12 protein-coding genes and 2 pseudogenes are annotated in these 13,052 nt (G+C 35.5%); 8 read left to right on the top strand and 6 right to left on the bottom strand.

The window, feature by feature from the left end:
- Window positions 1-167 precede the first annotated feature (167 nt).
- Window positions 168-1,222 (top strand): annotated as a pseudogene (locus F6K06_RS16620) (IS630 family transposase).
- Window positions 1,223-1,368: 146 nt separating this feature from the next.
- Here the strand turns inward: F6K06_RS16620 and F6K06_RS16615 are convergent.
- Both F6K06_RS16615 and cobU read right to left on the bottom strand, forming a co-directional pair.
- Window positions 1,369-1,818, bottom strand: a complete 450-nt coding sequence (locus tag F6K06_RS16615) for a hypothetical protein (protein ID WP_124144100.1) — start codon at window positions 1,816-1,818, stop codon at window positions 1,369-1,371.
- 141 nt (window positions 1,819-1,959) lie between these two features.
- Entirely contained in the window at window positions 1,960-2,523 is a 564-nt protein-coding gene (gene cobU / locus F6K06_RS16610) for a bifunctional adenosylcobinamide kinase/adenosylcobinamide-phosphate guanylyltransferase (RefSeq protein WP_124144101.1), read from the bottom strand.
- Between the two features lie 333 nt (window positions 2,524-2,856).
- Here cobU and F6K06_RS16605 point away from each other — a divergent pair, with 333 nt between their 5' ends.
- The 3 genes from F6K06_RS16605 to F6K06_RS16595 all read left to right on the top strand — a co-directional run bounded on the left by F6K06_RS16605 (window position 2,857) and on the right by F6K06_RS16595 (window position 6,246).
- Window positions 2,857-3,774: a glycosyltransferase family 2 protein gene (locus F6K06_RS16605; RefSeq protein WP_124144102.1), complete on the top strand. Its 918-nt coding sequence runs from the start codon at window positions 2,857-2,859 to the stop codon at window positions 3,772-3,774.
- A 328-nt stretch (window positions 3,775-4,102) separates the two neighbouring features.
- On the top strand, window positions 4,103-5,053 hold the full coding sequence (locus F6K06_RS16600) for a glycosyltransferase family 2 protein (protein ID WP_124144103.1): 951 nt from the start codon (window positions 4,103-4,105) through the stop codon (window positions 5,051-5,053).
- 980 nt (window positions 5,054-6,033) lie between these two features.
- Window positions 6,034-6,246 (top strand): hypothetical protein, encoded by a 213-nt coding sequence (locus tag F6K06_RS16595; protein WP_287308869.1) that lies wholly within the window; start codon window positions 6,034-6,036, stop codon window positions 6,244-6,246.
- 176 nt (window positions 6,247-6,422) lie between these two features.
- Here F6K06_RS16595 and F6K06_RS34005 read toward each other — a convergent pair whose 3' ends face one another.
- Together F6K06_RS34005 and F6K06_RS16590 are read right to left on the bottom strand one after the other, a co-directional pair.
- Window positions 6,423-6,683, bottom strand: a complete 261-nt coding sequence (locus F6K06_RS34005; protein WP_124155147.1) for a transposase — start codon at window positions 6,681-6,683, stop codon at window positions 6,423-6,425.
- An 8-nt stretch (window positions 6,684-6,691) separates the two neighbouring features.
- Window positions 6,692-6,976, bottom strand: a pseudogene (locus F6K06_RS16590) (transposase); the annotation flags it as partial.
- 107 nt (window positions 6,977-7,083) lie between these two features.
- Between F6K06_RS16590 and F6K06_RS34000 the strand changes: the two are divergent.
- From F6K06_RS34000 to F6K06_RS16580, 3 genes are all read left to right on the top strand, one after another.
- A complete protein-coding gene (locus F6K06_RS34000) occupies window positions 7,084-7,356 on the top strand; it encodes a type ISP restriction/modification enzyme (RefSeq protein WP_161564412.1) in 273 nt (90 codons plus the stop codon).
- 510 nt (window positions 7,357-7,866) lie between these two features.
- Window positions 7,867-8,442, top strand: coding sequence for a hormogonium polysaccharide biosynthesis acetyltransferase HpsU (gene hpsU / locus F6K06_RS16585; protein ID WP_124144105.1), 576 nt, complete (start codon window positions 7,867-7,869; stop codon window positions 8,440-8,442).
- A 273-nt stretch (window positions 8,443-8,715) separates the two neighbouring features.
- On the top strand, window positions 8,716-9,702 hold the full coding sequence (locus F6K06_RS16580; RefSeq protein ID WP_161564410.1) for an NAD(P)-dependent oxidoreductase: 987 nt from the start codon (window positions 8,716-8,718) through the stop codon (window positions 9,700-9,702).
- A gap of 51 nt (window positions 9,703-9,753) precedes the next feature.
- Here the strand turns inward: F6K06_RS16580 and F6K06_RS16575 are convergent, their stop codons facing one another.
- Window positions 9,754-11,181 (bottom strand): proton extrusion protein PcxA, encoded by a 1,428-nt coding sequence (locus F6K06_RS16575; RefSeq protein WP_124144107.1) that lies wholly within the window; start codon window positions 11,179-11,181, stop codon window positions 9,754-9,756.
- 511 nt (window positions 11,182-11,692) lie between these two features.
- On the bottom strand, window positions 11,693-12,010 hold the full coding sequence (gene trxA / locus F6K06_RS16570) for a thioredoxin (RefSeq protein ID WP_287242174.1): 318 nt from the start codon (window positions 12,008-12,010) through the stop codon (window positions 11,693-11,695).
- Window positions 12,011-12,239: 229 nt separating this feature from the next.
- Here trxA and fabG point away from each other — a divergent pair, with 229 nt between their 5' ends.
- Window positions 12,240-13,007, top strand: a complete 768-nt coding sequence (fabG, locus tag F6K06_RS16565) for a 3-oxoacyl-[acyl-carrier-protein] reductase (RefSeq protein WP_124144109.1) — start codon at window positions 12,240-12,242, stop codon at window positions 13,005-13,007.
- The last annotated feature ends 45 nt before the right edge of the window (window positions 13,008-13,052 follow it).

Here is a 13,052-nt window from a genome sequence, read left to right as displayed (position 1 = left end):
ATCATATCTCTATTTCTAGACGGAGAAATAGGGTGATGCGACCCCCGCTATAAATTTCATTTTAGCGGTTGAAAATTATAGCACTAAGTAAGTTGGTATAAATAAACCAAACTATGTAAAGATAAGTAAATATGGATAATATCTCTATTGAGTGAGGAAATTTATACATGGGGGCTCGTTTAAGGGTTTTTCTCACAAGTGAGCAAGACCGAAGTCTACAGAAGTTGAGAACTGCGGACGTACCACAGAAAGTCAAAGACCGAGCAGAAGTGATTAGATTAAATGCACATGGGTGGTATGTAGAAAAAATAGCTGCTCATTTTAATTGGGCTAGACAAACAGTAAGAGAAGTGTTACATAAATGGCAAAAATTTGGCTTACAAGGACTGTGGGAGTCACAAGGTCGGGGTTTAAAACCTAAGTGGACTGAAGGTGATATGAAATTTTTGGAAGAATGCCTCACCAAGGAACCACGGACATACAACAGTCATCAGCTAGCAGAGAAATTATAAAGCGATCGCGCAATTAAATTGAGTCCTGATAGATTAAGTCGGATACTCAAAAAAAGGGGGTCATTTGGAAGCAGGCCAGAAAAAGTCATAAACAGAAACAAGATCCAAGAGTCAAAGAAATAAAGCAAGCCGACTTAGATCTGTTGCAATTGGCTGCAGCTACAGGAGAAATAGACCTCAAGTACCTAGATGAGTCTGGATTTTGTATGTGGAGCGAGCCGAGTTATACCTACTACTTTAAAGGGGAGCAAAAACGCCTAGAACAGACAAAGCGTCGTGGTCGTAGATTAAGCATTATTGGCTTTCTTCAACCTTTAATCAGTTTCGTTTACGGTTTAGTAATTGGCGGTGTAGACCGCAAGTGTTACATCCGAATGATGGAGCGTGAAGCCCAAGAAACTGCCAAAACTGGGCGTATGAGGATAATTGTTCAGGATAACGGACTAATACATAGATGTCGAGAGGTACAACAATTATGGTCAAAATGGGAAAGCCAGGGCTTGTATATATTCTTTTTACCTAAGTATTGCTCAGAAATGAACCCAATTGAGCTGGAGTGGAAACATCTCAAAAAAGATGAATTATCAGGTCAAATGTTTGATGACGAGTTAGATCTTGCTTATGCAGTAATTGACGGTATTCAAGCTAGGGGAGAAAAGGGAAACTACAGGACAGAACGTTTTAAATTTTACTCAAATCAAACTGCTTAAAATTTCTTTACATACTTTGGTTTTTTTTCACCGACTTACTTACGCAAATAGGGCGCGGACATTTATAAATGCTCAAAGTTAGTCAGGAATTACTTGTGAATTCTTGAATGTTTTCCAAAATACCCGAAAAGATGCTTAAAATCTTCCTATTCAGAATGGTGACTATGAGTAGTAATACTTTCTTTTTTGTTGAATAATCGCTCACAAATACCCAGTAAATATGATTTATTATTGATGGGCGATCGCGGCAATGGTTTTTCATTATCAGGCCAACTAGGTAAATCGAAACATGGACAACAATCTGGGGGCATTCCTTTAACACGAGATGGGATAGGCATCGAACAACGGGCACAATCACTAATGTCCCACTCTGGAGATAATAATTCTGCAATTGTTTGATGTGTCCCCTCTAAAAAACAATCTCCCGATCCAGAAGATAAAATTTGTTGCCAGCATGATTCAAAATCTTGACTGTAGCGATCGCCTAAAAGTACGATTTGAGGTTTTATAGCTGCTTGGCCATTTCTCATTAATACCTTCTTACCTAACTGAAACCAACAGGCAATATATTGTTTGACTTGATCGTGAGATGCCATAATTTTTAGCTCCGATATTTTCCGTTTCATAGAACTTCAAAGCTAATAAATAGCCTCGTTCATCTACCTTCATTCTAACTTTTCCATCGTTAAAATTGGGGAGTGAAGCTAATACTTTATTCCTTTAGAATAAATTAAGAATTAAATATTCAAAGGTGTGCCTAAAGCACTAAGATTCAAAACATGACCTCCTGTAACTAGATAAACAGACTGAGAAATTACTCCAACTCGACGAATCAGATGACCAAGGCGATCACGAAATAGTCGTCCGATAGGAAACGAAGGAACTACTCCCCAACCTGTTTCTTCACCCACTAAAATTACATCGCTACTAGCTTTTAATAAAGCTTCAATCAAAGCTGCTAAAGTTTCATTCCAAGCTGGTTCATCTTGTGACAAAATATTAGCCAACCAAGTACCTAAAGAATCTACCAAAATACAACAGTCTTGATGTGCATAAGTAGTCAAAGTTTCTGATAGTTTCACAGGTATTTCTAAGGTAGTCCAATCAGGAGGGCGACGGTTTTGATGTTGTTCAATTCGAGTTTGCCACTCTAGGTCTTGACCATCAACTTGAGAGGTAGCTATATAAATTACTTGTTTGTGAGAACTAATCGCCAAATTTTCAGCCCACTCACTTTTACCAGAGCGAGCAGGACCTGTGACCAAAATTAGTTTCTTAGAAGTAGCTTGAGGAGAATTCATGGGAATACAAACAAATAATACTATTTCTCAAAAACTTTTCTACATTTTCTTGAGTCGGGGATTAGGGGAATAGAGGCGTTAGCTGCCGCTAACGCCCCTACAGATAAGTAAACATAAGAATAATTAACATTAACTAGGCTACTAATTAGCAAAAAAGTTGTTTTGCCTACGTTAATTACTTAATAACTGAAGTCTTACCTAAGTATATCATTACTTTTGAGAATTGGTATAATCCAGTGTAAACTGAAAATAAAGGATAATAAATTAGAATAAATTAGTAAATAGTAAGTTCGGCCAAAATCCGTGAAAACTCCAAAATAGTAAGAATTAACTATGGCCAAAATATCTGCTATTATCTGCACTCATAATCGGGACAATTACTTAGGAGCTGCCATAGATAGCCTACTTGGACAGGATTTTCCTGGTAGCTTTGAAGTAGTAGTAGTAGACAATGCTTCCACTGACCGCACCCGCGAAGTAGTAGAAGCAAGATATCCTAGTCCCAATCTGAAATATGTATATGAGCCAGTCACAGGATTATCTGTGGCCAGAAATACAGGGGCAAAAGCAGCCAGTGCAGAAATTTTAGCTTATCTTGATGATGATGCTGTTGCTAGTTCCCAATGGTTAAGGGTATTGCAAGAAGCTTTTCAAAGTAATGAAAAACTAGCGATCGCTGGTGGTAAAGTTACCTTGATTTGGCCAGAAGGAATTACCCCCCCCAAATGGCTTTCTCCAGAATTATCAGGAAACCTAGGTTACTATGACCTTGGTGATTCTGTAGTGTATATTAATCAGCCTGGTTTAACTCCCAGAGGTTTAAATTATTCCATTCGTCGTACATTTCTTGAACAAATTGATGGCTTTGATACTAACTTAGGTCGAGTGGGCAAAAAGCTACTGTCTAATGAAGAATTACACACCACAGAATTAGCAATCAAGCAAGGTTGGCAAGTAGCTTATTTACCTGAAGCTTTGGTTGCTCATAATGTAGCTCCTGAAAGGGTTAGACCTTCCTGGTTTATTGAGAGAGGTTGGTGGCAAGGCATTAGCGAATGTTATCGCGAACAACTAGCTGGTCAGGCGGGTCTTAGACAAATAAGAAAGGGGAGCGATAGAATGATTAGGGGTGTGTACAAGTCTCTAAAAAATATAGCAGACCCGGCCAAACGTTTTGATAATTTTGTCTATGCTTATGCTCAAATAGGCTATCTAGGTGCAGCTATTCAGGGCATGATATCTACGAAGTAGATTTTAGGTGGTAGGTAAAAAAAGCCGATCGCCCTGCCTAAAAGCTAACCCAAAGCCACTCAAAATATCAGGGCATGATATTTATGAAGTAGGTATTATGTGGTAGATTTTAGGTGGTAGGTAAAAAAAGTTGATCGTCCTGTAGAAATACTAACCCAAGTCCACTCAATCTCAAATCGTACTTACCTAAAGATTAACTCAAGGCCACTCAACATCAAATCCTAACTATCTAAATACTAACCCAAGGCAACTCAATACAAAACTATTAGTGCCTTCGAACTATAGCGATAATAAAATAAGGTAATACCTATCTATAAAATTCTGAACTATGACATCATCTAAGATACCAGTTTCAGTTCTCATCCCGGCTAAGAATGAAGAAAAAAATTTACCCGCTTGTCTAGATAGTGTTGCAAGAGCAGATGAGATATTTGTAGTAGATTCTCAAAGCAGCGATCATTCCGGGGAAATTGTAGAAAGTTATGGAGCAAATTTAGTACAGTTCCATTTTAATGGTCAATGGCCAAAAAAGAAAAATTGGTCTTTAGAAAATTTGCCATTTCGGAATGAGTGGGTACTTATTGTTGATTGTGACGAACGTATTACTCCTGAGCAATGGGATGAAATTGCTGTAGCTATTCAAGACCCAAATTACAATGGTTACTACCTTAATAGACGAGTATTTTTTCTAGGTAAATGGATTCGTTATGGGGGTAAATATCCTGATTGGAATCTGCGTTTATTTAAGCATAAAGAAGGTCGCTACGAGAATTTAGGAACTGAGGGAGTGGCCAATACGGGGGATAATGAAGTGCATGAACACGTTGTTTTGAATGGAAAGGTAGGCTATCTGAAAAATGATATGCTTCACGAAGATTTTCGTGATTTATTCCACTGGTTGGAAAGACACAATCGTTATTCTAACTGGGAAGCGCGAGTACATTATAATATACTGACTGGTCAGGATGATGATGGAACTATTGGTGCAAGTTTATTTGGGGATGCGGTACAGCGTAAACGTTTTCTGAAGAAGATATGGGTAAGATTACCGTTTAAACCGATATTGAGGTTTATTTTATTTTACTTTATTCAATTAGGGTTTTTAGATGGTAAAGCAGGATATATTTACGGTAGGTTACTGAGTCAATATGAGTATCAAATAGGTGTTAAACTTTACGAACTTAAAGATTGTGGTGGTCAGTTAAATGCTGTTCAGAAAATAGAAAAAACTCCTAAACCTCAGCCAGTTGCTCAGGTAGATTCAGCAAGTAGTAGTTAGTAATTAGGCATAAGCATTCAGCGGTCAGCAATCAGCAATCAGCTATTAATTCATTGCCTTTAAAGCAGGAATTAGTATTGAGAGGTTTAAGGACAATTCAAAGTATTGAAAAAACAACTAACCTTGACCTTAGCAGTGTATATTCATTATTTATGAAACAGCTAAAAGCTGAATGTGAGCTAAGTTCAAAGAAGGGGTCGGAAAAACTAGGTTTTATTGCTGATGATTCTGATAGATCGATAACTCTAAATTTATTATCATACTTGAGTTGATAGTTATAATCAGTAATGCCAAAAATGTAGCTAATTAATCTGAAATTCACCGAACATTTAAAGGAGGTAGAAAGAGGAAAGTCAACCTATTTTCTACTTCCTTATTTTGATTTTTATACTATTAACTAGCTATCAGCATTTTCCGTACCGGAATGCTCCGCAAACAGCATTTACGGACTGAAAGGCTTTTTAAGGATTCTAGGCATTAAGCGAAGATATCTTATACCAATTCCTAAAAGTAACGCTAGACTTGGGTAAGACTTCAGTTATTAATTAATCAAAACAGTTATAATCACCCTTTTGCTAAAAATAGCCCAGTTAATGTTAATTATTCTTACTTTTTACTTCTCCCCTACTCCTCCACTCCCCTATTTCCCCTCCTGGGAGGGGTTAGGGGTGAGTCCCCTGCTCAACAAAATGTAGAAAAGTTTTTGAGAAATGGTATTATTCCTAATTTCCTTACTCCCTATTTCCTACTCTCAAAAAGATGTAGCAAGACTTTTGAGATTTGGTATAAAGTTTTTTTCAACTATCAAATAAGATTAAAATATTGACTAAAATATAGCTAGCATTGTGTAAGGGTTTGGTCTCCAAGCTCCTACTTTTGCTGTGGCAGTATTCTATGTTTAATATTTTGTTGATAAATGGTCTCTGAGAATTTTTATTCTATGATAATATCCTTGAAATATTTGCCAAAAATACAGATTGATGGAATTTAAGCACTATTTACAAGAATTAGATAAAAATCTGGAAAAAGGTAGTGAGCGTACCCACTATCCTGCTTTGAAAAATCTGATTGAGGGTGCCATGTTGGGAATTAATGCCAATATTGAAGAAACTGGAAATCAAGCTGGTATCCCAGATTTTAAAGTTAGGAAAAATAATAATTTACTTGGCTATATAGAAGCTAAAAAAAATTAGTGAAAATTTAGAAAAAATCCAATCAACTGACCAGTTAAAACGTTATTTAGAATCTGAAATCGGGAAAAACTTAATTTTAACTAATTACTTAGGGTTTGCGCTCAAAAGTCTGAAAACGGTTGATTTGTGATTCAAAGAAAGCTGATTATAACTTATTATTATCATCATTTATTCAGCTATAACTTTAAATTATAAAATACACCGCAAAAACAGTTTTTTCTCCAAAAAACTACAAAAAAAGAGAAAATGCCTCTTCCGGCGAGGGTAGAAAGGTTGATTACTAAAAAGGTCATTGCGATCGCAGTCATAGAAGTTTCAGGAAGTTTGGCCATCACTTTCGCCAGACTAAATCCTCTTTTTGCTTGCCCGAATTTACCCTCAATATGGTTCCGCAATCTTTCATCCAAGTGAGCTTGTTTCTTCTGTTCTTTATCAATATTTTTTGACCAATAAAGTATTGTAAATATGGATTTTCCTTGATTTGTTCTACTGTTTCCCTGTGGCTTATACCCAATTTTTCTTTAATAATTAACGCCCCTAAGGCGATTCTAAAAGATCAGGCAGGTGCTCCTCTTTCCTCAGATAATAAGCTAGCATATACATCTTCATATTTTGGCCAAGGAATTAGACTAACCATCACTACCCAAGGATTTTCTGGAGATAGTTGGCCATTGAACGGCAGTTCCAAATTTTCTGGTGCAGTGTCACCTTGGCCTACTTGTCTGTACATGGTGTGTGCAGTTATAGATACCTGGAATAAGAGTATATTTTAGCTCAAAATTGGGTACAATTTCTAATTCAAAATACCTTTAATCGCTGAGTGTGTAAGTTTTTTAAATTTATTCAGCAAGCCCTAAGTATGACCTGACAAATGAAAAAATATGGATTAACAAAAATTGTTATTTCACAGGGGTCAGTCAAAAAATATGGGAATTTAAAATCGGTAGCTACCAAGTTTTAGATAAATGGCTTAAAGATAGAAAAAAAGCTAACCGGGAATTATCGGATGAAAAGATTAATCAGTATCAAAAAATTATTTTTGCCCTGAGAGAAACCAGAAAATTAATGACAAAAATAGATCAAATTATTCCGAACTTTCACCTCAGATAGTCAGACAGTCCAATTGAGGATAAAAAATTCATTTATCTATATATAGTTTTCATTCCATCTACCTAGATATAAGGTAGAAAAATTTGCCCAAATTCTCTCTTCTTCCCCAAAATTATGATTTGTCTATCCCACAACCGATGAGGTGGTAGAAAAATTTATCAAAATTCTCTCAATTTTCCCTAGTAACTATTTATTTATCCCATAACCAATGAGTCGGCAAAAATTATTTTTTCACCAGACAAACCAGAAAAATAATCACAGAAATAGATCAAATTATTCTGGAGGTTTGCTCTTTTTATGACTCAATTTATTAATCTATTCCACAGTCAAAATAAATTGAATAAACCTTTGAAAATTAACTATTATATGCTAATATGCTAATCAAGGTATTATAGGAAATTTATGTAAATTTTACTCTAAGTCTATAAAAATCACTATTTACCTAGTTTATATATCTAAATGGTATAAAATTATTAAATTAGAGTCAAGCCTAAAAAAAATTAACTTTCAATGATAAATAACCAACAAACAGAATCTTGGGTCGATCTTCGCAAATATGACCAATCTTGGTATGACCGAGGTAAACCGGGTTGGTTTGTACTGTTGTGGTGGTTCATACAAGCAATTACTTTCCCACTAACTCCCCAACCTCTATATGGTCTGAGACGACTAATATTAAATCTCTTTGGAGCCAAAATTGGTCAAGGAGTTTTAATTCGCCCCACTGCCAGATTTACCTACCCTTGGAAAATAGCGATCGGCGATTATAGTTGGATTGGAGACGACGTAGTTTTATACAGTCTTGACCATATAAAAATAGGTCAACATTGCGTTATCTCTCAGAAAAGTTACCTCTGTACGGGTAGTCATGATATGGAAGACCCCACATTTGGTTTACAAACAGCAAGTATTACTATTGGTAATGGTGCATGGGTTGCTACAGATTGTTTTATTGCTCCAGGGGTTAATATTGGTGCTAATGCTGTTATTGGTGCTAGGAGTAGTGTGTTTAAAGATATGCCATCAGGTCAGGTTTGTTTAGGAACTCCTTGTCAACCTCGTTACCCAAGACAGATTAAGATGTAATACCGTTTCACCGAAGTCAGAACTCAGAAGTCAGAAAGTTAGATTTGATAGACTAAAAACTTTGACTGTACAATAATTTCAGGCAATTATTTGACATTTATTAAGGAGCGAAACTATTTGTGACATCCTGAAAGTGAATTGGTATAAGACATTAAATTATTAATATAATTAATAAGGATATAAATCAAGTAAAAATTGACTCAATAGAGAATATTATGTTTTAATGTTATATTGTTTTTCGTTCAGAAAATAACCGATCTGAGGAGTATTATAGTGGTAGAATTCAATAAAAGATTTTCAAAAGTAGTTATTGTGGGGGGAGCTGGTTTTGTTGGTAGAGAAATAATTGTTCAGTTTCAGCCCATAGCCGATAATATTGTTGTGATTGACAATATGCGTACCGGACTCAGAAACAAAAAAGAATTAGAATTAGTTGAACTAATCGAAAATGATATTCGGGACTTGGGAGGAGATTGGCCAAGAGCTTTTAGAGGCGCTGATTTAGTGATTCATCTAGCAGCAAATATTGATACTCCCTGGAGTGTCAAGTACATGAATGATGATTTTAGTCTCAATGCGCTAGGTACAAAAAATATTGTTAATGCTTGTGTAGCAGCTAGTGTTCCTAAAATACTTTATGCTTCCTCAGCAGCAGTTTATGGTGCAGTAACAGAAGACAAACTGCCAATAACAGAAAATATATACCCAGAACCAGCATCTCCCTATGCAAAAACTAAGTTTCAAGGGGAAATAGAGGTATTGGCAGGTGCAAGAACCTATGGATATACAGCACATTGTTTGAGGATGTTCAACATTTATGGTCCCTGGGAAAGTCCGGTAACACTTGATGAGGTTCTTCTATATACACTTTATGTGTTAAAAAATCAAGAAATTTCTATTTTTGGTGAACCTTCAAATCAAGTCAGAGATTATGTTAGTGTAAGTGACATTGCAAGGGCTTATGTATTAGCTGCGCAATCTGAAAAACAAGGAGCATTCTTTTATAATATTGGTAGTGGCAAGGGAACAAATTTTGCTGAGTTGCTAAGTATTATTGAAAATGTAACTGGAATTATACCTCAAACCAAAATACTCCCATTAAGGCCTGGTGAACTGACTAAAAGCTGGGGTATTTATGAGCGAGCCAAGGAAATAATACAATATGAACATCAAGTAAATATTGAAGAGGGAGTTAAACAAATGGTTGATTGGATTAAAAATGCTCCTCAGGAAGTGCTTAATCTATATAAACTTAGCTAAGATTAAAACTATATTAATATTAACAATTCAGGAATTTTTTGATAATTGATATTACTCATTCATATTCTTGTAAGTTGCCACTGCAGAAGGCGAACTACGGTTCAAGTAACGGAATATCCAATACTTAAAAACAGCATCTAAAATCACCGGAAAAGTTGCAATAAACAAGAAATTAAAATCTCTACTTTCTGCTACTCCAAAATGTCTAGCAACATTTTCCAAAATCACTTCCCAACCATGAGGGGAGTGAAACCCTACAAACATATCTGTTAACAAAATCAGAATAAATGCCTTAGCACTATCACTAAGACCATATATTACATCATCCATAAAAGACTTTAAAATCTCAACATCTCTTCTATTAGCAGAAATAATGCCAACAAAAGAAATCAAAGATATCAGGTCACAAAAAATATTTTTAATAGCATTATTACTTCTATTTTTATATTCCGAAGCTATTTCTTGAGCTTTTTCTTCTACTTTATGCTCAATCAATTCTTCTCTTTGAAGCTTAGGTATTTCTGAAACTTCTTTTCCAGCTTCATATAATTCTGGAAATAATTCAGGAGTATGGCCTAAATAAATTTGAAAATGAAGTTCTTCCTCATATTTGCGCAATTCCATCAAAGCTTCTTCTTCCAAGTCGCGGTTAATAAAAATCTCTTCTTGTTGACTAGAGATTGGCATAAAATTATCGACTAAGTAACCCACAAAAGTTATTTTTGATAACTGGTGAATTAGTAGAGGCACTAAAATCAATAGTAAAATAAATCTAACCGAAGTAATAGTCTTAACTTTAGATTTTCTAAATTTCTTAATTACATCTTCTTCAGCTTCTGGGTCTAACTCTTTCTTGATTCTTTTGAAAGTACTTAATAATGAACGGGGTAAAAAGCTAGTTTCAGGTTGATCTCTTTTTAGTGTTTCTGTAGTATTTATAGCAGAATTAGATGATATATTATTAGTAGAATTATTAATATTATTTTGACTAGATATTATAGCTAAAGAAGATGAAGTATCAGGCACTTCTACAATTGAATTAGATTTTTGAATTGGAGATTTTGTTTGTTTACGATATCGACTAGCTACTTCATCAATAAACTCTAATTTTTCCAAAATAATTGATGGTCGATCCTGAAATTCTTGCCGATAATATTTATTGAGTTTATCCTCGCTATCGCCAAACTGATTTTTCTCAAAAATACCTACAACTGAAATACTTGCATTAAACTCAGCTAATCTAGTTTCAATAACTTTTAAATATCGCTTCAATGCAGAATTAAAATAAGACTTAACACTATCACCATAACTAGCTGATGTTAAAGAAATATTTTGACCTTCAAAATGTTGATCTTCAATCGCCTTAATATTGAGGGCGGCATCATAAGCCATATCCAAAGCTCTTTCAGGAGTTTCTCGGAACCACTCATTAGCACTCAGAACAGAGAGTTTAAATTGCTTCCAGGAGTAAATAGCCATATTGATTATTTTCTGATAAGTTCAATCAGCTCGCCACTATTTATTACATTTAGAACTGATAATCTCAAGTTAGTAGTTTAAAGAGCGAGTAATGAACATTTGTATATTTGATAACAAGCAATTTCCACTTAAAAATAATATCTTTTTACTATTATCAACTTAGCTGGTATATTAGCATATTTTTGCTTTTAATGTGAGCATAAATATGATATTCAGCCAAATCATAATTATGTCTATTTCTTCAAAAATATTTAGTTAGGATTTGCGCTCAAAAGTCTTTTAGTAGGGGTAGGAGACAGGAGACAGGAGACAGGAGACAGGAGGAACGGGGAATGAGCGAGGAGGTAGGAGTAAGAATTGTCAATTTGGGATTTTTCTGCCATAGTCAGCCCAAAATACTAGCTTTTTGAGCGTTTTCAACTGAAACAGGCCTACTGCAATTCGAGCCTAAAAATACTCAAACCTTTATGTATCAATACTTTGATAATTAATCAGCTAGCCCTAATTAAATTTAGACAATATTCTCTAAGCGTTCAACTAACTGTTGTGCTTGTATAACCCCTTCTATCTGTTCTACTGGCTGACCATTTTTAAACAAAACCAAAGTCGGCAAAGCTTGAATGCCATACTTTGATGCCAACTGAGGATATTTATCTGTATCAATTTTAACTATCCGCAGTCGATCTTTCATCTTTTGATTGACCTGTTCCAGAATAGGGGCCATCATTTGACAAGGGCCACACCAAGTTGCATAAAAATCCACTAGAACAGGTATTTTTGAACTAGCAAGTAATTCATCAAAACTATCAAACTGCTTTTTAACTGCCATCTTGAGAAAATATATATACTTATCTATTCTATCTATTAGCTTAACTCAACAAGCCATAATCCCCTAAGTCAATGAAGTTAGAAGTCAGAAGTCAGAAGTCAGAAGTCAGAAGTTGTTTTTGTAACGGGGATTTGAGCAACCCTCCAAAAACATTTCGCCAATCAAGGCGGGGTTTTAAACCCAATTATTTTGATAAATTAGTTTAAATCATATAGCAAAGGATTTCATTATGGAGGCATTACCCGAAACATTACAGCGTTTGAAGGGACAAGTAGCAATAATCACAGGTGCATCTAGAGGAATTGGTCGAGCAGCAGCTTTAGCATTAGCAATGGAAGGGGCAAATGTAGTTGTTAACTATGCTAACTCTAGTGGAGCGGCTGTGGAAGTAGTGGCAGAAATAGTTGCTGCGGGTGGCAATGGGATGGCACTTCAAGCAGATGTTTCTAAAGCTGAAGAGGTTGATACCCTCGTCAAAGAAGTGATGGAAAAATGGAGTCGCATTGATATTTTGGTAAATAATGCTGGTATTACTCGCGATACTTTGCTTTTGCGGATGAAACCCAATGACTGGCAGTCAGTAATAGACCTAAATTTGACGGGGGTTTTTCTCTGTACCCGCGCCGTTAGCAAAATTATGCTCAAACAAAAGAGTGGTCGTATTATTAATATTGCTTCTGTAACTGGGCAAATGGGTAATCCTGGTCAAGCTAATTATAGTGCAGCTAAAGCAGGGGTTATTGGCTTTACTAAAAGTGTAGCAAAAGAACTTGCTAATCGTGGCATTACAGCAAACGCTGTTGCCCCTGGGTTTATAACGACTGATATGACTAAGGACTTGAAAAATTCTGAGGAAATTATCAAATTTATTCCTCTCGGTCGTTATGGTACACCAGAAGAAGTAGCGGGTATGATTAAATTTTTAGCTGCTGATAGTGCTGCTAATTATATTACAGGTCAAGTATTTAATGTGGATGGGGGAATGGTGATGGCTTAATACCAATTTTCGGCGTTGCTGAATAGCGTGTATGATATTAATCTT

The sequence above is a fragment of the Okeania sp. SIO1H4 genome, assembly GCF_010672695.1.
In the GTDB taxonomy this organism is placed as follows: Bacteria; Cyanobacteriota; Cyanobacteriia; order Cyanobacteriales; family Microcoleaceae; genus Okeania; species Okeania hirsuta.
This window is presented reverse-complemented; position numbering and strand designations above follow the sequence as displayed.